We start from the raw sequence: 18,889 nt of genomic DNA, 5'->3' as shown, positions 1-18,889 counted from the left end.
CCGCTCAACCGCCAACACAAGCAAAATGAAAACATCCATCGCCTTCACCCTGGCCCTGCTGTGCGCCGCCCCCGCCATGGCCCAGCAAACCGCGCCCGACGCCGCCGGCGATTTGCCCGACCGCATCGTGGGCGACCTCGGCGCCGGCGTGTTCCACCTCGAACGCAACGGCCTGGCCAAGCACAGCCACAACACGGCGCTGCCCTACGCCTACTTCGACTACGGCCGCTTCTTCGCGCGCCTGGACACCTTCGGCGTCAAGACCGCGAAACTGGGCTACGGTTACCTGGAGCTGGCGGGCCGCATCAACTTCGAAGGCTTCGACGCCGACCGCGGCCTGCACCGCCGCTCCAACCCGATCCCGCTGGGTCTGGGCACCTACCAGGAGACGCCCTACGGCGCCTTCTTCCTGAACGCCTTCTACGATTTCAACAAGTCGCATGGCATCCTGGCCGAAGCGATCTACGCCGCGCAGGTGGACGTAGGGCGCGTCAGCATCTACCCGCAGATCGGCGTGGAACATCGTAGCGCCAACTACAACAACTACTTCTTCGGCGTCGACTCCACCGAGTCCGCCGCCAGCGGCCTGCGCCAATACAGCCCGGGTTCGTCGACCAGCCCGCTGCTGGGATTGTCGGCCGACATGCCGGCCTTCGGCGACTGGCGCGTGAACCTGACTTGGCGCCGCAAGTGGCTCGGCAGCGCGCTGTCGGACAGCCCCATCATTCGCCGCAAGGTCGAGGACATGGCGCTGGTGGCGCTGAGCTATCACTTCAAGTAATCCGCCTGCATCATCACCGCCCGACAGCGCCGAGCTGATGCTCGTCGCTATCGGCGCGCATGTCAGCCGCGCTTGATGGCGCGCCTTCACCGACACCGACAGCGCAACGAAAATGCGCCAGCTCATGTAGTGTTTTCATTGAGCTTTGCGCGCGCAGCCGCTAGCATTTTCCGTGTCGCATCCCAAAACAAAGTCGGAACAGGACAAACAAAAACCGGCCAGCGCCACGATCCGGTACAACAAATCAATCGCCGGCTTTCCTCCCTCCCTTGAGATTCACGTCATTCAAAGAAAGAGGCAAGTCATGCAAAAGCTCCTAAGCAACCTGCTGCTCGCAGCATCATTCGCGGCAGCGGGGAGCGCGGCGCAGGCCGCGCAAATCAACAGCACCACACCGCTGGAATTCGACGGCAAGACCTCCACCTTCGGTGCCGCCTTCGATACCTCGCAATCCGGCCAGACCTTCCAGCAGGACTACACCTTCAGCAACAGCGGCGCGGCCACCGCGACCTCGGCGGTGATCTCCATTGCGCTGGGCAGCGCCTCCTCACTGGACATCACCGGCTTCTCCCTCAACGGCAACGGCAAGACCTGGACCGGCGCCAAGTCGGTGGTGGGCGGCACGCAGTACTTCACGCTGCGGGCCTCCAACATTGCCGCGGGCGACTACACGCTGAGGGTCACGGGTTCGGTCACCGGCGCATCAGGCGGCAGCTTCGGCGGCAATATCAGCGTGGCGGCAGTGCCTGAAATTTCCACGGCTGCGATGATGCTGGGCGGCCTGGCGCTGGTCGGCCTGGCCGCGATGCGCAGCAGGCGCCGCGATCCCGGCGCCGGCGCCGGCGGTTTCCAGCCGGCCTGAGGCCGTCCCGCCCTCCCCCTGCTCAAGCGTCTCCTCCGGAAGACTGAAACCTCGCGCTTCACATGGAACGGCCGGCCACCGCGGTTGGCTGTTCCCTCCGTGCACCGCGACGCACTCGCTGCGAGCGTCGGTGCGGATAAAAACGATGACGTCCGTCATCATTTCCGAGATCAAATATTCCAGAACATTGCGATGCAGAAAAAATCAAGGACACCCCTCGGAAGTCCTTTACCCATAAGGCTTCCAAGAGTCCTACAGCGCAACAAAAAGTAAAGCAAATGCGTAAAAATCAGTTGAGATTTTTAAAATCAACGACTACTCTCAAATCCGTCTCATCGAACAAAAAATCCAACCTGAGACATATCGTTCCAGCCACAACAACTCAATCAGCCGGAACGTTTCCCCCCTGTTGTGCATTCTCAATTAATCGAATCAAGAAAGAGGTGTGTAATGAAAAAACTGATCAGCACTTTGCTGCTGGCGTCCGCACTCGTTGCAGTTGGCTCCACGGCCAGCGCGGCGGATCTTGAACGGACACGTTCGTTGGTGTGGACCGACTCGACGTCGACCTTCAACGCCCGCTACGGCGACGGCACCACCGGCCTGAGCTTCCTGGAGAACTTCACCTTCAACGTCGACAGCCTCGGTTCATCGGTGTCGTCCGCAGTGGTGTCGATCGCCCTGGATGGCTTGTCGCGCCTGGGTATCAACAGCTTCACGCTGACCGGCAACGGCCAGACCTACACCGGCGTGTCGCTGCTGGATGGCGATACCCAGACCTTCAGCCTGCGCACCAACGGCTTGAGCACCGGTCTGTACACGCTGAGCGTGGGTGGCACCATCCTGGGTTCGGGCGGCGGCAGCTTCGCCGGCAACATCAGCATCGCACCGGTGCCGGAAGCCTCGACCACCGCGATGATGCTGGGCGGCCTGGGCCTGATCGGCTTCGCGGCTTATCGCCGTCGCCGCAACGGCGGCAAGTCGGAGTCCGGCTCGCAGCAAAACCAACTGATGCCGGCCTGATCCGCCGATGTCGGGGGAATGCCTGCTTGCAGGCATTTCCCGGAAGACGCCGAAGCGTAAATACTCAACACATCAGGCCTGCAAGACGGCCGAAGATTCATCTCCGCGTGGTGGCCGCGAATGCGGTAAGATGGCGCCCGTCGCCCGCAAGGGGCGGCTCATCGATCGATTCATCACTATCCCGCGCCCATGAAAATCGCCACCTGGAACGTCAACTCCCTCAAGGTTCGCCTGCCGCAAGTGCTGAAATGGCTGGAAGAAAATCCGGTCGACGTGCTGTGCCTGCAGGAAACCAAGCTGACCGACGACAAGTTCCCGGCGGCGGAGATCGCGGCGGCCGGCTATCTGGTGGAGTTCAGCGGGCAAAAGACCTACAACGGCGTGGCCATCCTGTCGCGCCATCCGATGAACGATGTGGTGAAGAACAATCCGCTGTTCCCCGACGAGCAGCAGCGCATCATTGCCGCCACCATCGAGGGCGTGCGCTATGTGTGCGCTTATATTCCCAACGGCCAGGCGCTGGATTCGGAAAAGTATCCCTACAAGCTGTCCTGGCTGGCCGGGCTGCATGAGTGGCTGCTGCAGGAGAAAGCGAAGCATCCGCGCATCGCGCTGCTGGGCGACTACAACATCGCGCCGGAAGACCGCGACGTGCACGATCCGGCGGCGTGGGAGGGACAGGTGCTGGTGTCGGAGCCGGAGCGCGAGGCCTTCCGCAAGCTGCAGGCGATGGGCTTCACCGATTCGTTCCGGCTGTTCGAGCAGCCCGAGAAGATCTACAGCTGGTGGGACTATCGCCAGATGGGCTTTCGCCTCAATCGCGGCCTGCGCATCGACCACATCCTGCTCTCGGAAGAGCTCACGCCGCGTTGCACGGCGTGCGTGGTGGACAAGGTTCCGCGCAAGTGGGAGCAGCCTTCCGACCATGCGCCGGTGGTGGCGACGCTGGCCGACTGATCCCGCCTGCGGGCGAAATCAGCCCTCTCCACCGTCCGCGGCGTCCTTTTTGTTGCGCATGTTTTTTTCGAACTGCACGTCGAGCTTGGAGACGCGCTTGGCCTTCTGCGGCCCATAGGCGTTGACGAAGGCGACGAACTCGTCCAGCTCCAGCGCCTCGCACAGTCTTTCCATGGGCGTGCCGGCCAGGCGCTGGGTCAGGATGAAGCGTTCGTCGGAGGTGCGCAGCATCGAATACTGCTTGGTCTCGGCGCGGTTGTTCAGGCGCTCGACGGCGCTGGCGGCGCGGGTCGATCTCATGGCTGGGCCTCTTTCAGATTGAGCTGCCAATATCCCACATCCACCCAACGGCCGAACTTGCGGCCGACCTCGCTGAACTCCCCCACCTTTTTGAACCCCATGCGCTCATGCAGCGCCACGCTGGCCGCATTGGGCAGGGCCACGCCGCCGATCACCAGGTGCACGCCCAGTTCCTTGAGCTGCATGAACAGGCGTGCATACAGTTGCTTGCCGATGCCGCGCCCGCTGGCGTCGCCGTGCAGGTAGACCGAGCTTTCGACCGAGTGACGATAGGCCGCGCGCGGCTTCCACTTGCTGGCGTAGGCATAGCCCAGCACCACGCCCTCCTCCTCGTAGACCAGCCAGGGAAACTGCGACTGCACCTCGGCGATGCGCGCCTGCATGGCTTCCACGCCGACCGCCTCGGTCTCGAAGCTGATGGCGGTGTTTTCCACATAATGGTTGTAGATGCCGCAAATGGCGGCGGCGTCGGCGACGGTGGCCGCGCGGATGGGGTCAGGCATGTGTGCTGGTCCGGTTCACTGGAGGGAGGCCTCCAGTGTAACCAAATTCGCCCGCCCGCGGCGGCCGGCGTCAGGCCTTCAGCGCCGCCTTGATCTGCTCCAGCGCGGCCGGATCCTCGATGGTCGGCAGGTCGCCCGCATCGCGCCCTTCGCAGATCGCCTGGATCGCCCGCCGCAGCAGCTTGCCGGAACGCGTCTTGGGCAGCAGGCCGACGAAGAACACGCGCGAGGGCCGGCCGACGGCGCCGATCTGCTTGTCGACCACGCCCATGATCTCGCCCTCCAGCGCCTGCCGTTGCTCCGGCGTGACGACCGCATCGGCGTTCTTCAGGATGGCGAAGGCATAGGCCACCTGGCCCTTGAGCTTGTCTTCCACGCCCACCACCGCCACCTCCGAGACGTTGGGATGGCTGGAGATGCTCTCCTCGATCTCGCGCGTGCCCAGCCGATGGCCGGCGACGTTGATGACGTCGTCGGTGCGACCGAGGATGAAGTAGTAGCCGTCGCGGTCCCTGATGCCCCAGTCGAAGGTGGAGTACACCTCGCGCGGCAGGCTGCGCCAGTAGGTGTTGACGAAGCGCTCGTCGTCGCCGTACACGGTCTGCATGCAGCCCGGCGGCAGCGGGCCTTCGATGGCCACCACGCCCTTCTCGCCGGGGCCGCACTCCTCGCCGGTGGCCTCGTTCAGGATCGCCATGCGGTAGCCGGCCATGGGCACGCCGGGGCTGCCCAGGCGCGTGGGCTTGTCGTCCACGCCCTTGGCAATGGAGATGATGGGCCAGCCCGATTCGGTCTGCCAGTAGTTGTCGATCACCGGCACCTTGAGCGCCTCCGAGATCCAGCTGGAAGTGGTCTCGTCGAGCGGCTCGCCGGCCAGGTACAGGGCCTTGAGCGAGGAGGTGTCGTACTTCCGCATGAACTCGGGCGGCTGCTTCTTGAGCACGCGGATGGCCGTGGGCGCGGAGAACATGCGGGTCACCTTGTACTTCTCGACGATGCTCCACCACACGCCGGCGTCGGGCCGGATCGGCAGGCCTTCGTACAGCACCGTGGCCATGCCGTGGATCAGCGGGCCGTAGACGATGTAGGAGTGGCCCACCACCCAGCCGATGTCGGAGGTGCAGAAATAGGTCTCGCCCGGCTGGCCGCAGAAGATGTGCTGCATCGACGAGGCCAGCGCCACCGCGTAGCCGCCGACGTCGCGCTGCACGCCCTTGGGACGGCCGGTGGTGCCGGAGGTGTAGAGGATGTAGCTGCTCTCGTTGGACTCCAGCCAGGCCACCGGCGCCTGCGCGTCGAGATGCTGCTCGCGCAGCGGCGCGTAGTCGGCGTCGCGCTCCAGGGTGCGCGGCATCTCGGCCAGGCCGCGGTCGACCAGCAGCACGCGCGCCGGCTTGTGCTGCGCCAGGCGGATCGCCTCGTCGAGCAGGCCCTTGTAGGGAATCACCTTGCCGCCGCGCGAACCGGCGTCGGCCGAGACGATCAGGCGCGGCTGCGCGTCGTCGATGCGCGAGGCCAGGCTGTTGGAGGCGAAGCCGCCGAACACCACCGAATGCACGGCGCCGATGCGCGCGCAGGCCAGCATCGCGAACACCGCCTCGGCCACCATCGGCATGTAGATCAGCACGCGGTCGCCGCGCGCCACGCCCAGCGATTGCATGACGGCGGCCATCGCCACCACCTCCCGGTGCAGCTCGGCATAGGTGTAGGTGCGCTCGCTGCCGGTCTCTGTGGAGATGGCGATCAGCGCGGCCTGCTGCGCGCGTTGCGGCAGGTGGCGGTCGACCGCGTTGTAGCAGAGATTGGTGCGCCCGCCGATGAACCAGCGCGCGAACGGCGCGCGCGAGTAGTCCAAGGTGCGCGAGAACGGCTGCTCCCAGTGGATGCGCTCTGCCTCCCTGGCCCAGAAGCGCTCAGGCTCCTCGATGGACTGCCGATGAAATTCCTCGTATTGCATGATGTCTCCTCATGTCTTTCGAATTGGAATCCGCCGCGGTTGCTTGCCCGCGTTCTTGTTCGATCATCCGGGCCTGCGCGTCTGCGCGCGCAATGCCGCGGCGATGCCTTAATGTGGCATTCCAAGCTTACTTGCCGCTGAATGCGCGGCGCTGCGATGCGAACCGTAGGCGCCGGTGGCGCCAAGGAGAACGGGCGACGAGCACCGCCCGGGAGGAAGCGATGCCGCGATGGGCATCGCGGGCACGGTCCGGCTTACCTGACCTTGCAGTCGTTGGCGAGTTGCTGGCCGATCTTGGAATTGAGCAGCATCGACTTCGACGGGATCTGGATCCAGACCAGCCCTTCGCCCTTGTTCTCCAGGCGCACCGCGCCGGTCGAGGTGCTGACCGGGTTCATCGTGTACGAACGTCCCTTCCACTCCAGCGTCACGCCGTCGGTGACGCGTCCATCCATGCGCAGCTCCACCTTGTTGCCCAGCTCGCAGCTGAAGTTGCCGGTCACCAGCTGGGTGGCCCAGGTCGGCTGGGTCGCGGCCGGCGACTTGAAGATCTGCGGCAGCACCGGCTTGGTGTCGGTCACCGGCACCGGTTCCTGTTGCGACGCGCAGGAGGCCAGCAGCGCGGCGGCGCCGGCGACCAGGCAGAGTTTGGAGAGGGAATCGAGGCGAGAAGCGTTCAATGCGGTCAATGCGGTCATCGGGGTATCCAGGTAGTAATCGGACCGGATCCGGCGACTGCGCTGCGGCGGCCGGATCCCGGAGGAGCTGAAACTGATCCGACCGCATCTTAGCAATTTATTGCAATTGTCTCGACTCCCCGGCGATCTTGTTACAAATCTCGCCTCCCCCTGCCCCACCGCAACTTACTTGCGCTTGGCGATCGGCACGAACTTCAGGTCTTCCGGGCCGACGTAATTGGCCGACGGGCGGATGATCTTGTTGTCGATGCGCTGCTCGATGATGTGCGCAGCCCAACCCGAGGTGCGGGCGATGACGAACAGCGGCGTAAACATCGCGGTCGGCACGCCCATCATGTGGTACGACACGGCCGAGAACCAGTCCAGGTTGGGGAACATCTTCTTGATGTCCCACATGACCGTTTCCAGGCGTTCGGCAATGTCGAACATCTTGGTCGAGCCGGCTTCCTTGGAGAGCTTGCGCGCCACTTCCTTGATCACCTTGTTGCGCGGGTCCGAGATGGTGTACACCGGGTGGCCGAAGCCGATCACCACTTCCTTGTTCTCGACGCGGCGGCGGATGTCGGCTTCGGCCTCATCCGGATTGTCGTAGCGCTTCTGGATCTCGAACGCCACCTCGTTGGCGCCGCCGTGCTTGGGGCCGCGCAGCGCGCCGATGGCGCCGGTGATGGCCGAGTGCATGTCGGAACCGGTGCCGGCGATCACGCGGCCGGTGAAGGTGGAGGCGTTGAACTCATGCTCGGCGTACAGGATCAGCGAGGTATGCATCGCCTTCTCCCACGACTCGGACGGCTTCTCGCCGTGCAGCAGGTGCAGGAAGTGGCCGCCGATCGAGTCGTCGTCGGTCTCGACTTCGATGCGGTTGCCGTTGTGGCTGTAGTGGTACCAGTACAGCAGCATGGAGCCCAGCGAGGCCATCAGGCGATCGGCGATGTCGCGCGCGCCTGGCGTGTTGTGGTCGTCCTTCTCAGGCAGAACGCAGCCCAGCGCCGAGACGCCGGTGCGCATCACGTCCATCGGATGCGAGGCCGCCGGCAGCCACTCCAGCGCCGCCTTGACGTTGGCCGGCAGGCCGCGCAGCGCCTTGAGCTTGGCCTTGTAGGCCTTCAGTTCGGCGGCGGTGGGCAGCTTGCCGTGCACCAGCAGGTGGGCGATTTCCTCGAATTCGCAGCTGTCGGCCACGTCCAGGATGTCGTAGCCGCGATAGTGCAGGTCGTTGCCGGTCTTGCCGACGGTGCACAGCGCGGTGTTGCCGGCGGTCACGCCGGACAGCGCAACGGATTTCTTGGGCTTGAAGCCGGGGGCTGCCTGTTGCTCGCTCATCGTGTTCTCCTCAGTGATATCGGTGGTCTTGATCTTGGTATCGGCACTGCCGCAGGATTGTCTGGCCGGCCTGCGCTTACTTGTTCTTCTGCTGGGCGAACAGCGCGTCGAGCTTCTGTTCGTAGCTGTGGTAGTCGATGCGGTCGTAGAGCTCCATGCGGGTCTGCATGGTGTCGACCACGTCCTTCTGCGTGCCGTCGCGTCGGATCGCGGTGTAGACGTTCTCGGCCGCCTTGTTCATGGCGCGGAAGGCCGACAGCGGATACAGCACGATGCCCACGTCCGCGGTCTTGAGCTCGTCGACGGTGAACAGCGGGGTCGAGCCGAACTCGGTGATGTTGGCCAGGATCGGCACCTTCACCGCGTTGGCGAATTTCTTGTACATCGCCAGGTCGGTGATGGCTTCGGGGAAGATCATGTCGGCGCCGGCCTCGACGCAGGCGACGGCGCGCTCGATGGCGGCCTCCAGGCCCTCGACGGCCAGCGCGTCGGTGCGCGCCATGATCACGAAGTTCTCATCGGTGCGGGCATCCACGGCGGCCTTGATGCGGTCCACCATTTCCTGCTTGGTGACGATCTCCTTGCCCGGACGATGGCCGCAGCGCTTGGCGCCGACCTGGTCCTCGATGTGCACGGCGGCGGCGCCGAACTTGATCATCGACTTCACGGTGCGCGCCACGTTGAAGGCCGAGGCGCCGAAGCCGGTATCCACGTCCACCAGCAGCGGCAGGTCGCACACGTCGGTGATGCGGCGCACGTCGGTGAGCACGTCGTCCAGGTTGGAGATACCCAGGTCGGGCAAGCCCAGCGAGCCGGCCGCAACGCCGCCGCCGGACAGGTAGATCGCGCGGAAGCCCGCGCGCTTGGCCAGCAGCGCGTGGTTGGCGTTGATCGCGCCGATGACTTGCAATGGGGATTCTTCCTGGACGGCCTTGCGGAACGCTGCGCCTGCGGAGTGGAGAGCCATGATGACACCTTCTGTGTGGGTTGCTGGTTGCGGCGGAACCTGGCGGCGCGGTCGCCGCCGGATCCTTGTCTTTCTGCCATGAACGCGGAGGTCCACGGCGCGAACTGCCAGCGTGTATTGCAACGGCCGTGCCATGGCGGCGGGGGCAACGCGAACGGCGTCGGGCGCCATCCCTCCCGGCGCCGGTGCAAACGGCGAAAAATCAAGGGCTTAGCAACACCCATGGCAGGCGGCCAACGCGACGCCTACAGCGCGCAAGGCCCTCTTCGAAGAGCATTGATGCGATTCAAAAGTGTTACATTAACGTTTCAACGAACGTTACTTGAAACATTACCTCCTCATGAAACGCCCCGCCTACCGCGACGCCGCCGATCGCCCCGCCGACAAACCCGTCATCTGGACGGTATCGGTCTCGCGCCTGTCGGAGCTGTTCCGCGACATCACGCTGGAGTTCGACGAGCTGGCCGAGATCGAGCCGATCCAGCTCGGCTTCGACGACGCGGTGCGCCACATCCGCGAACGGCTGGCCAGCGAGCGCTGCGACGCGGTGATCTCGGCCGGCTCCAACGGCGCCTATCTCAAGAGCCGCCTGCCGGTGCCGGTAATCGTGGCGCGCGCCAGCGGCTTCGACGTGATGCAGGCGCTTGCGCGCGCGCGCAAGCTAACCGCCCGCATCGGCCTGGTCACCTATCAGGAGCCGATGCCGGCGCTGGCCGAGTTCCAGCAGATGTTCGGACTGGAGATCGTGCAGCGCACCTACGCCACCGAGGAGGACGCGCGCGCCGTCGTCAACGACCTCAAGGCGTCCGGCATCGAGGCGGTGGTGGGCGCCGGGCTGATCACCGACCTGGCCGAGGAGGCAGGCCTCTTCGGCGTGTTCATCTATTCCTCTGCGTCGGTGCGCCAGGCCTTCGACGACGCGCTGGAGCTGGCGCGCCTGACCCAATTGGAATCGAGCCGCGGCCGCAACCCGGTTGCCGCCGACACGCTGCGCGCGCGCCACCACATCAAGGACCTGCGCGGCGACTCGCCGGCGATGGAAGCGGTGCGCCAGTCGATCACGCTGTTTGCGCGCTCGCCCGCCACCGTGCTGATCCAGGGCGAGACCGGCAGCGGCAAGGAGCTGGCGGCGCAGGCCATCCACCGCGCCCACCCGCTGATGCAGGGCAAGGCGCAAGCGACGCACCCGTTCGTGGCGGTGAATTGCGGCGCGCTGGCCGAGTCGCTGCTGGAGTCGGAGTTGTTCGGGCACGAGGAAGGCGCCTTCACCGGTTCACGCCGCGGCGGACGCGCCGGGCTGTTCGAGGCGGCCAATCGCGGCACCCTGTTCCTGGATGAGATCGGCGAGATGCCGCTGCCGCTGCAGACGCGCCTGCTGCGCGTGCTGGAAGAGCGCGAGGTGGTGCGCGTGGGCGGCACCCGGCCCATCGCCGTGAACGTGCGCATCATCAGCGCCACCCATTGCGACCTTGATGCGCGCGTGCGCGAGGGGCGCTTCCGCGCCGACCTCTATTACCGCCTGGGCGTGCTGCGCCTGCGGCTGCCTGCCCTGCGCGAACGCCGCGAGGACATTGCGCCGCTGGCCGAGTGGCATCTCAAGCACGCGCTGGCCGCGCTGGATGCGCGACCGCACGCCAACCTGCGGGCCGAGATCGCGCGCTGCGCCGCCGTGCTGGAGGATTACGCCTGGCCGGGCAATGTGCGTGAGCTGCGCAATGTGATGGAGCGCCTGGCGCTGCTGCTGGCGGCCGAGCCGCTGCAAGCGCTCACGCCGGCGCTGATCCGCCACCTGGCGCCGGAACTGGACCGGCAAGCGGTCGCGCCTGCGCTGCCGCTCACGCGAGATGCCGCCGCTGAAAATCCTGCGGCTGAGGTCGAGGATATCCATGTCGCGCTGCAGCGTTTCCGCGGCAACCGGGCCGCCGCCGCGCGCCACCTCGGCATCAGCCGAACCACGCTGTGGCGCAAGCTGAAAGAGGATGGCGGCGGCAAAGAAAGCTGACGCAGCCCGAACGCAGGCGCAGCAAAAATTCCTTTCGCGCGGGGCCGTCGGCGCGCACTGCATGGGCGGCATGCGGCGGCAAATTATTTAGTCCGAATAAAATCATGCCGATCTTTCCCGTTGCCTGATAATCGGACGGCGCCCCGTCTTGACAGCCGCGCGGCGCGCCGCCTATGCTCGGCCGCTGTATCGGCGCATGCCGTACTTCGGAGCGGGAACCGCGAAGCGACAATCGACAATAATCGACAATGAACGCGGGTGGATCGATCCATCCCTTCCGGCGAGGCCAGCGAGCCCGCTCCACATCCACAGGCATCATTCAAACAGGGAGAATCCATGTCCAGCACCACCGTTTCGCCGGCGGCAGAACACACGCATCCACAGGCCCGGCGCGCCATCATTTCCTCGTCCATCGGCAATGCGCTCGAATGGTTCGACATCCTCATCTACGGCGCTTTCGCGGTCGTGATCGCCAAGCAGTTCTTCCCGACCAACAACGAAACCGTTTCGCTGCTGCTGACCTTCGCCACCTTCGGCGTCTCCTTCTTCATGCGTCCGCTGGGCGCCATCGTGCTGGGCGCCTACGCCGACCGCGTGGGCCGCAAGTCGGCGCTGATGATGTCCATCGTGCTGATGACCATCGGCACCGCGATGATCGCCTTCATGCCCAACTATGAAACCATCGGCCTGCTGGCGCCGGCCGGCGTTGCGCTGGGCAAGATGATCCAGGGCTTCTCGGCCGGCGGCGAGTTCGGCAGCTCGACCGCCTTCCTGGTGGAACACGCGCCGCACCGTCGCGGCTTCTTCTCCAGCTGGCAGGTCGCAAGCCAGGGCATCAGCCTGCTGCTGGCGGCCATCTTCGGCGCTGTGCTCAACAACATGCTCACGCCTGAACAGCTGGCCTCCTGGGGTTGGCGCGTGCCGTTCGTGTTCGGCCTGCTGATCGCACCGGCCGGCATCTACATCCGCCGCCACCTGGACGAAGCGCCCGAGTTCAAGGACTCCAAGGAGCGCACCGATGCCCCGCTGCGCGACACCTTCGCCAGCCAGAAGCTGCGCCTGCTGATCGGCTCGGGCAGCGTGATCATGGCCACCGTCTCGGTCTACCTGTCGCTGTACATCCCGACCTACGCGGTCAAGCAGCTGGGCCTGCCGGCCTGGTCCTCGTTCGCCGCCACCTCGGTGGCCGGCCTGATCATGTTCATCGGCTCGCCGCTGGTGGGCGCCTGGTCCGACAAGATCGGCCGCACGCCCTTCATGATCGCCAGCAGCGCGCTGTACATCGTGCTGACCTATCCGATGTTCGTGTTCCTGACCAACTCGCCAGGCTTCGTGAACCTGCTGCTGCTGCAGATCGTGATCGGCGTGCTGATGACCATGTACTTCGCGGCGATGCCGGCGCTGCTGGCCGACATCTTCCCGGTGGCCACGCGCGGCACCGGCATGTCGCTGGCGTATAACATCGCGGTGACCATCTTCGGCGGCTTCGCCGGCCTGATCATCACCTGGCTGATCGACTTCACGGGCAACAAGCTGTCGGTGAGCTACTTCGTGATCTTCGGCGCCGTGCTGAGCCTGATCGCAACCATCGCCGCGCGCACCGTGCTGCGCCTGCGCTGATCGCACGCATGCGCCGCCGCACGCGGCGCATGCAAATAAAAATGGCCCGGGTCGCAATGCGATCCGGGCCATTTCTTTTTCAAGCCGCTGCCTTCCCCCTCATCGGCCATCCGCGCAGCGGCGCACGGACGGCCCTCCCTGCCTTGCTCAGTCGTCCTCGGCGCCGCCGATCCCCAGTTCCTGGATCTTGCGGGTGATGGTGTTGCGGCCGATGCCCAGGCGCACCGCGGCGTCGTTCTTGCGGCCGTGGGTGTGCTTGAGCGCGATCTTGATCAGGGCGGCCTCGAACTGGCGGCCAAGGATGTCCATCACCTCCGGCTGTTCCTGCGCCAGCATCTGGGCAGCCTCGCTCTCCAGCAGCGAGATCCAGCTGGCGCCGGCAAGCTCGGCGTGGGCGCTCTCGACGGGAACCGCGACAGCCGACGCCGGCGCGGCCGATGCCGGAGCCGACACGGTCTGCGCCGGCTGCGGCGCGTGTGCGCGTTCCTCGATCAGGTCTTGCGGCAGGTCCTTGATTTCCACCGTCTGGCCAGGCGCCATCACGGTGATCCAGTTGCACAGGTTTTCCAGTTGGCGCACGTTGCCGGGGAACTCCAGCTGCGACAGGAACTGCATCGCCTGCGGCGACAGCCGCTTGGCTTCCACGCCCAGCTGGCGCGCGCTCTGCGCCAGGAAGTAGCGGGCCAGGATGGGAATGTCTTCGTTGCGCTCGCGCAGGCTGGGCAGGCGCAGGCGGATCACGTTCAGGCGGTGGTACAAGTCCTCGCGGAACAGGCCCTCGCGCACGCGCTGCTCAAGGTTCTGGTGGGTCGCGGCGATCACGCGCACGTTGGCCTTGAGCGACTGATGGCCGCCGACGCGATAGAAGTGGCCGTCCGACAGCACGCGCAGGAGGCGCGTTTGCAGATCCAGCGGCATGTCGCCGATTTCGTCGAGGAACAGCGTGCCGCCCTCGGCCTGTTCGAAGCGGCCGCGCCGCATCGCCTGGGCGCCGGTGAAGGCGCCGCGCTCGTGGCCGAACAGTTCGGATTCCAGCAGGTCCTTCGGAATGGCAGCGGTGTTGAGCGCCACGAAGGGCTGCGACGCACGCGGGCTGTGCTTGTGCAGCGCGCGCGCCACCAGCTCCTTGCCGGAACCGGATTCGCCGGTGATCAGCACGGTCACGTTGGATTGCGACAGCCGGCCGATGGCGCGGAATACATCCTGCATGGCGGGCGCCTGGCCCAGGATCTCGGGCGTCTGCGCAGCGGACTGCTCGATGTCGGTTTCGCGCAGGCTCTCGTCGAGCGCGCGGCGGATCAGTTCGACTGCCTTGTCGACGTCGAAGGGCTTGGCCAGGTATTCGAAGGCGCCGCCCTGGAAGGCCGAGACCGCCGAGTCGAGGTCGGAGAAAGCGGTGATGATGATGACCGGGATGCCGGGATGCTTGGCCTTGATGGTCTGCAGCAGCTCCAGGCCCGAGGCGCCCGGCATGCGGATGTCGGAGACCAGGACTTGCGGCGTGCCCGACTGCAGGGCGGCCATGGCATCGCGTGCGCTGGAAAAACTCTGCGTGGCGAGATTTTCTCGGGCCAGGGCTTTTTCGAGTACCCAGCGTATCGATTCGTCGTCGTCAACAATCCAGATTGGCTTCATAAATAACTTTTTCCTGCGTTGGTCATGCTGTTGATGCTTCCGCGGCGGCGGCGCTTTCGGCGCCGTGCCGCGCCCCCGATGACGGGCTGTTCCCCATCACGCCGGTTTTTGGCGCGCTGCCTGCGGCCATCGGCTCACGGCAGCGGTATAAGTATTCTGAAATCGGTGCAGCCCGGCCGGCTGTCGCACTCGATCACACCCATGTGCTGGTGGACGAAGGTTTGCGCCAGCGTCAGCCCCAGCCCGCTGCCTCCCTCGCGTCCGGATACCAGCGGATAGAAGATCCGTTCCTGGATATCCGGAGGGATGCCCGGACCGTTATCGATGATATGCAAGTCTAGTGCCAGCCTGTATCGGACCTTGGACAGCGTCACCTGGCGCGACACGCGCGTACGCAGGATCAGCTCGCCGTCGCCGGCGCGGATGCGCTCGGCCAGGGCTTGCGCGGCGTTGTGCACGATGTTGAGCACGGCCTGGATCAGCTGTTCCTTGTCGCCGCGGAATTCCGGAATGGAGAGGTCGTAGTCGCGCTTGATCGCCAGGCCCTGCGGGAACTCGGCCATGACCAGGCTGCGCACGCGCTCGCACACCTCGTGGATGTTGACGTCGCCCACGATGTGCGGATGGCGGTGCGGCGCCAGCAGGCGGTCGACCAGGGTCTGCAGGCGATCGGCCTCCTTGATGATGACCTGGGTGTATTCGCGCAGCTCCTTCAGGTGACGCTCGGGCAGCTCCAGCTCCAGCAGTTGCGCGGCGCCGCGGATGCCGCCCAGCGGGTTCTTGATCTCGTGCGCCAGGTTGCGGATGAGCTCCTTGTTGGCCTGGCTCTGGTCGAACATGCGCTCTTCGCGGTCCAGCTTGAGTTGCTGGACGTTCTCGCGCAGCTCCAGCAGCACCGGCATGTCGGGACTGTCCAGCGGCGTGACGATAGTGTGCACCTGCAGCGGCTCGCGGTTGGCGCGCTCCAGCACCAGGTCCAGCCGCTTGTCGGCGAACTGGTGCTCGATGGCCTGGTAGAACAGCGCAGAGAGCTCCTTGCCGTTGAGGAACAGCTCCGACAGCTTCTGCTGCGACAGCACCTTGAACGAGCTCTCCAGCAGGTTCTCGGCGGCCGCATTGGCGTAGACGATGCCGCCCTGGGCATCGAGAATGATCACCGCCGAGGCCAGCAGGTCGAGGCCGTCGAGCGAGGGGAAATTTATCTTCATCCGAATATCGCAGGTCCTGAAAATCGTTGTCGCGGCCGGCGTCGCCGGCCGCATGTCGTCATGCCCTTCTCTAGCAAGTTTCGGGCAAGGCCTGACGCCTTGACAGCTCAGCGCTCCAGCTGCCGTTCCAGCGCCTCCACCTGCGCCCGGCCGGCGGCGATCGCGGTCTCCAGGGCGGCGCTGCGCTCCTGGTATCGGGCGTAGTTGCGTTCGTCGCCGCGCCGCTCGGGCCGGCCGCCGTTGTATTCGCGCTTCAGCGCGTCCAGCCTTCGGCGTTCGCTCGCCAAACGAACGCGCAACGCGGCCTTCCCGTCATCGCGCGCGCCCTTCTCCGGCGATGTCGCCGCCGCTGCAGCCGCCTTGCCGGCGCCGATCATGCCGATGGGCGCCGGCGCGATCTTGCGGCAATCCGCTGCCGAAGCATGGTCGCGGTATTCGGGCGCGGCGCCGCCCGCGCACACATACAGGTCGGCCGCATGCGCCGCCAACGCGCCGGCCAGCAGGGTCGCCGCCATTGTTCCGTTCAGCCATCTCATCGCAACCTCCACAAACTCTTCTCCGGTATGACCGAAGGGCTTGCGTTGCGGCTGCGCATAAACAAAAAGGGGAAGCAAGCTTCCCCTTTTTTTCAGACACTCATTCGATTACAGCGAGTAGTACATATCGAATTCGATCGGATGCGTGGTCATGCGGAAGCGTTGGACTTCCTGCATCTTCAGGTCGATGTAAGCGTCGATCATGCTGTCGGTGAAGACGCCGCCGCGGGTCAGGAACTCGCGATCCTTGTTCAGGTTGTCCAGCGCTTCATCCAGCGAGGAGCACACGGTCGGGATCAGCTTGTCTTCTTCCGGCGGCAGGTGGTACAGGTCCTTGGTGGCGGCTTCGCCCGGGTGGATCTTGTTCTGCACGCCGTCCAGGCCTGCCATCAGCAGCGCTGCGAAGCACAGGTACGGGTTGGCCAGGGGATCCGGGAAACGGGTTTCGATACGGCGGCCCTTCGGGTTCGCCACGTGCGGGATACGGATCGAAGCCGAGCGGTTGCGTGCCGAGTAGGCCAGCTTGACCGGTGCTTCAAAGCCGGGAACCAGACGCTTGTACGAGTTGGTGCCGGGGTTGGTGATCGCGTTGAGCGCCTTGGCGTGCTTGATGATGCCGCCGATGTAGTACAGCGCGAATTCCGACAGGCCGGCGTAGCCGTCGCCTGCGAACAGGTTCTTGCCATCCTTCCACACGGATTGGTGCACGTGCATGCCCGAACCGTTGTCGCCGACCAAAGGCTTCGGCATGAAGGTTGCGGTCTTGCCGTAGGTGTGGGCGACGTTCCAGATCACGTACTTCATGGTCTGGGTCCAGTCGGCGCGCTCGACCAGGGTCGAGAACTTGGTGCCCAGCTCGTTCTGGCCGGCGCCGGCCACTTCGTGGTGGTGCACTTCGACGGGGATGCCCAGGGATTCGATGATCAGGGACATTTCCGAACGCATGTCCTGGAAGCTGTCGACCGGGGGAACCGGGAAGTAGCCGCCCTTGACGGTCGGACGATGGCCGGAGTTGCCGCCTTCGATCTTCTCGCCGGTGCTCCAGGAAGCTTCTTCGGAATCGATCTTGACGAAGGAGCCGGACATGTCCGCGCCCCAGCGCACGCCGTCGAAGATGAAGAATTCAGGTTCCGGGCCGAAGTAGGCGGTGTCGCCCAGGCCGGTCGACTTCAGGTAGGCTTCAGCGCGCTTGGCGATGGAACGCGGGTCGCGGTCGTAGCCCTTGCCGTCGGACGGCTCGATCACGTCACACTGCATGAACAGCGTGGTTTCTTCCATGAACGGGTCGATGTTGGCGGTATTCGGGTCCGGGATCAGCAGCATGTCGGAGGCTTCGATGCCCTTCCAGCCGGCAATCGACGAGCCGTCGAAGGCGTGACCGGATTCGAACTTGTCGATGTCGAAATGCGAAACAGGCACGGTCACGTGCTGTTCCTTGCCACGGGTGTCAGCGAAACGGAAGTCGACAAACTTGACTTCGTTGTCCTTCACCATCTTCAAAACCTCTGCGGCCGTCCTTGCCATGCGAATCTCCTAAAACGAGGAAGTAGTATAAATTTGGATGTTGAGCCGTTTTCTGCGACTGGATCTTTGCATTTGATACAACGGTCTTGCGCCGAACTCAGTCGCGGATGATAGCAGATTCCATGCCACCGGCCTTTGACGGGCGCAGGCGATGGAATATTTTAGGGAGTGCAAGGCGGACGGCCGTTCCCTTGAGTGCATACCGACGTCACATATGCATTATTTTAGTGCATAACATCAAAAATGCACCATTTAAATGCACCAATTATGTGCGAACCAAGTTGCGCACCATTGATGTGCACTTCGCCCTCGAAATGAGCGTATGCATGCGCCAAAAAGGAATTTGTTGATTTTCTGAAATTGGTTTCAAATTTATATCTTTTAGCCCTTATCGTTTTCCTGCATCCTGTTTTTACCCGGCCAAGGGCCATCGACCAGACAACGAGCACGCCATGACTACCGAACAAATCCTCTCCACCGCCGGCCAACGCGCCCAGGATGGGCAACTCCCCTACCGCGGCGCGGTCACCCCGCGCGAAGCCTTCGCCTTGATCCAGGGCAACCCGGCGATCAAGCTGGTGGACGTGCGTACCAAGGCCGAACGCGACTGGGTCGGCATGGTGCAGATCCCCGCCGATCAGCACCTCTTCGTGCAATGGAACCTCTACCCGGAGGGCAAACCCAATCCGCTGTTCCTGGAACAGCTGAAGCAAGCCGCCGGCCCCGATGAGGTGCTGCTGTTCCTGTGCCGCTCGGGCGTGCGCTCCAAGCACGCGGCCAAGCTCGCCACCGAAAACGGCTACCGCAATTGCTTCGACATCGTGGAAGGCTTCGAGGGCAACAAGGACGCCGAGGGGCATCGCAAGACGATCGAGGGCTGGTGCAAGACCGGCTTGCCGTGGGTAGGCGCGTGATTCACCCGCAGAACATCCGCCGGTAAGAAGAAAGCCCGGTGGCAGCCGGGCTTTTTCATTCATGCGCATCCGCTTGGGC

At 64.6% G+C, this 18,889-nt stretch carries 17 protein-coding genes; 7 read left to right on the top strand and 10 right to left on the bottom strand.

Annotated elements, in window-relative coordinates:
• Nucleotides 1-25: 25 nt before the first annotated feature.
• From Herbaro_RS07595 to xth, 4 genes are all read left to right on the top strand, one after another.
• Entirely contained in the window at nucleotides 26-781 is a 756-nt protein-coding gene (locus Herbaro_RS07595; RefSeq protein ID WP_275013223.1) for a MipA/OmpV family protein, read from the top strand.
• A 304-nt stretch (nucleotides 782-1,085) separates the two neighbouring features.
• Nucleotides 1,086-1,643, top strand: coding sequence for an FxDxF family PEP-CTERM protein (locus tag Herbaro_RS07590; protein WP_275013222.1), 558 nt, complete (start codon nucleotides 1,086-1,088; stop codon nucleotides 1,641-1,643).
• A gap of 450 nt (nucleotides 1,644-2,093) precedes the next feature.
• A complete protein-coding gene (locus tag Herbaro_RS07585; RefSeq protein WP_275013221.1) occupies nucleotides 2,094-2,666 on the top strand; it encodes an FxDxF family PEP-CTERM protein in 573 nt (190 codons plus the stop codon).
• Nucleotides 2,667-2,855: 189 nt separating this feature from the next.
• Entirely contained in the window at nucleotides 2,856-3,623 is a 768-nt protein-coding gene (xth, locus tag Herbaro_RS07580; RefSeq protein WP_275013220.1) for an exodeoxyribonuclease III, read from the top strand.
• 18 nt (nucleotides 3,624-3,641) lie between these two features.
• Here the strand turns inward: xth and Herbaro_RS07575 are convergent, their stop codons facing one another.
• The 6 genes from Herbaro_RS07575 to prpB all read right to left on the bottom strand — a co-directional run bounded on the left by Herbaro_RS07575 (nucleotide 3,642) and on the right by prpB (nucleotide 9,371).
• Nucleotides 3,642-3,923, bottom strand: a complete 282-nt coding sequence (locus tag Herbaro_RS07575; protein WP_275013219.1) for a hypothetical protein — start codon at nucleotides 3,921-3,923, stop codon at nucleotides 3,642-3,644.
• A complete protein-coding gene (locus Herbaro_RS07570) occupies nucleotides 3,920-4,426 on the bottom strand; it encodes an arsinothricin resistance N-acetyltransferase ArsN1 family B (RefSeq protein ID WP_275013218.1) in 507 nt (168 codons plus the stop codon). Before Herbaro_RS07570 ends, Herbaro_RS07575 begins: the two co-directional genes overlap by 4 nt.
• A gap of 70 nt (nucleotides 4,427-4,496) precedes the next feature.
• Nucleotides 4,497-6,383, bottom strand: coding sequence for a propionate--CoA ligase (locus Herbaro_RS07565; protein WP_275013217.1), 1,887 nt, complete (start codon nucleotides 6,381-6,383; stop codon nucleotides 4,497-4,499).
• A 254-nt stretch (nucleotides 6,384-6,637) separates the two neighbouring features.
• Nucleotides 6,638-7,081 carry a hypothetical protein gene (locus tag Herbaro_RS07560; RefSeq protein ID WP_275013216.1) on the bottom strand — a complete coding sequence of 148 codons (444 nt, stop codon included), beginning with the start codon at nucleotides 7,079-7,081 and terminating at the stop codon, nucleotides 6,638-6,640.
• 165 nt (nucleotides 7,082-7,246) lie between these two features.
• Complete coding sequence (prpC, locus tag Herbaro_RS07555) at nucleotides 7,247-8,404, bottom strand: bifunctional 2-methylcitrate synthase/citrate synthase (RefSeq protein ID WP_275013215.1); 1,158 nt, start codon at nucleotides 8,402-8,404, stop codon at nucleotides 7,247-7,249.
• Between the two features lie 76 nt (nucleotides 8,405-8,480).
• Complete coding sequence (prpB, locus tag Herbaro_RS07550; protein ID WP_275013214.1) at nucleotides 8,481-9,371, bottom strand: methylisocitrate lyase; 891 nt, start codon at nucleotides 9,369-9,371, stop codon at nucleotides 8,481-8,483.
• 340 nt (nucleotides 9,372-9,711) lie between these two features.
• Here prpB and prpR point away from each other — a divergent pair, with 340 nt between their 5' ends.
• Both prpR and Herbaro_RS07540 read left to right on the top strand, forming a co-directional pair.
• Nucleotides 9,712-11,373 (top strand): propionate catabolism operon regulatory protein PrpR, encoded by a 1,662-nt coding sequence (gene prpR, locus Herbaro_RS07545; protein ID WP_275013213.1) that lies wholly within the window; start codon nucleotides 9,712-9,714, stop codon nucleotides 11,371-11,373.
• 336 nt (nucleotides 11,374-11,709) lie between these two features.
• Nucleotides 11,710-12,993 (top strand): MFS transporter, encoded by a 1,284-nt coding sequence (locus tag Herbaro_RS07540; protein WP_275013212.1) that lies wholly within the window; start codon nucleotides 11,710-11,712, stop codon nucleotides 12,991-12,993.
• Nucleotides 12,994-13,140: 147 nt separating this feature from the next.
• Here Herbaro_RS07540 and ntrC read toward each other — a convergent pair whose 3' ends face one another.
• From ntrC to glnA, 4 genes are all read right to left on the bottom strand, one after another.
• Nucleotides 13,141-14,628 (bottom strand): nitrogen regulation protein NR(I), encoded by a 1,488-nt coding sequence (gene ntrC, locus Herbaro_RS07535; protein WP_275013211.1) that lies wholly within the window; start codon nucleotides 14,626-14,628, stop codon nucleotides 13,141-13,143.
• 134 nt (nucleotides 14,629-14,762) lie between these two features.
• On the bottom strand, nucleotides 14,763-15,836 hold the full coding sequence (gene glnL, locus Herbaro_RS07530; protein WP_275013210.1) for a nitrogen regulation protein NR(II): 1,074 nt from the start codon (nucleotides 15,834-15,836) through the stop codon (nucleotides 14,763-14,765).
• A gap of 107 nt (nucleotides 15,837-15,943) precedes the next feature.
• Nucleotides 15,944-16,351 carry a DUF4124 domain-containing protein gene (locus Herbaro_RS07525; protein WP_275013209.1) on the bottom strand — a complete coding sequence of 136 codons (408 nt, stop codon included), beginning with the start codon at nucleotides 16,349-16,351 and terminating at the stop codon, nucleotides 15,944-15,946.
• A gap of 129 nt (nucleotides 16,352-16,480) precedes the next feature.
• The gene (gene glnA / locus Herbaro_RS07520; protein WP_275013208.1) at nucleotides 16,481-17,896 is read right to left on the bottom strand and encodes a type I glutamate--ammonia ligase; all 1,416 of its coding nucleotides are present in this window, start codon (nucleotides 17,894-17,896) and stop codon (nucleotides 16,481-16,483) included.
• Nucleotides 17,897-18,348: 452 nt separating this feature from the next.
• Between glnA and Herbaro_RS07515 the strand changes: the two genes are divergently transcribed.
• Nucleotides 18,349-18,810, top strand: coding sequence for a rhodanese-like domain-containing protein (locus Herbaro_RS07515; RefSeq protein ID WP_275013207.1), 462 nt, complete (start codon nucleotides 18,349-18,351; stop codon nucleotides 18,808-18,810).
• The last annotated feature ends 79 nt before the right edge of the window (nucleotides 18,811-18,889 follow it).

The organism is Herbaspirillum sp. WKF16 (assembly GCF_028993615.1).
In the GTDB taxonomy this organism is placed as follows: domain Bacteria; phylum Pseudomonadota; class Gammaproteobacteria; order Burkholderiales; family Burkholderiaceae_D; genus Herbaspirillum.
This window is presented reverse-complemented; position numbering and strand designations above follow the sequence as displayed.

Coding starts and splice junctions, on each gene's coding strand:
- Herbaro_RS07585 (WP_275013221.1), top strand. CDS start 2,094: ATGAAAAAACTGATCAGCACTTTGCTGCTGGCGTCCGCACTCGTTGCA.
- Herbaro_RS07525 (WP_275013209.1), bottom strand. CDS start 16,351: ATGGCGGCGACCCTGCTGGCCGGCGCGTTGGCGGCGCATGCGGCCGAC.
- Herbaro_RS07540 (WP_275013212.1), top strand. CDS start 11,710: ATGTCCAGCACCACCGTTTCGCCGGCGGCAGAACACACGCATCCACAG.
- Herbaro_RS07575 (WP_275013219.1), bottom strand. CDS start 3,923: ATGAGATCGACCCGCGCCGCCAGCGCCGTCGAGCGCCTGAACAACCGC.
- prpB (WP_275013214.1), bottom strand. CDS start 9,371: ATGGCTCTCCACTCCGCAGGCGCAGCGTTCCGCAAGGCCGTCCAGGAA.
- Herbaro_RS07515 (WP_275013207.1), top strand. CDS start 18,349: ATGACTACCGAACAAATCCTCTCCACCGCCGGCCAACGCGCCCAGGAT.
- Herbaro_RS07560 (WP_275013216.1), bottom strand. CDS start 7,081: ATGACCGCATTGACCGCATTGAACGCTTCTCGCCTCGATTCCCTCTCC.
- ntrC (WP_275013211.1), bottom strand. CDS start 14,628: ATGAAGCCAATCTGGATTGTTGACGACGACGAATCGATACGCTGGGTA.
- prpC (WP_275013215.1), bottom strand. CDS start 8,404: ATGAGCGAGCAACAGGCAGCCCCCGGCTTCAAGCCCAAGAAATCCGTT.
- Herbaro_RS07570 (WP_275013218.1), bottom strand. CDS start 4,426: ATGCCTGACCCCATCCGCGCGGCCACCGTCGCCGACGCCGCCGCCATT.
- glnA (WP_275013208.1), bottom strand. CDS start 17,896: ATGGCAAGGACGGCCGCAGAGGTTTTGAAGATGGTGAAGGACAACGAA.
- Herbaro_RS07565 (WP_275013217.1), bottom strand. CDS start 6,383: ATGCAATACGAGGAATTTCATCGGCAGTCCATCGAGGAGCCTGAGCGC.
- Herbaro_RS07595 (WP_275013223.1), top strand. CDS start 26: ATGAAAACATCCATCGCCTTCACCCTGGCCCTGCTGTGCGCCGCCCCC.
- prpR (WP_275013213.1), top strand. CDS start 9,712: ATGAAACGCCCCGCCTACCGCGACGCCGCCGATCGCCCCGCCGACAAA.
- glnL (WP_275013210.1), bottom strand. CDS start 15,836: ATGAAGATAAATTTCCCCTCGCTCGACGGCCTCGACCTGCTGGCCTCG.
- Herbaro_RS07590 (WP_275013222.1), top strand. CDS start 1,086: ATGCAAAAGCTCCTAAGCAACCTGCTGCTCGCAGCATCATTCGCGGCA.
- xth (WP_275013220.1), top strand. CDS start 2,856: ATGAAAATCGCCACCTGGAACGTCAACTCCCTCAAGGTTCGCCTGCCG.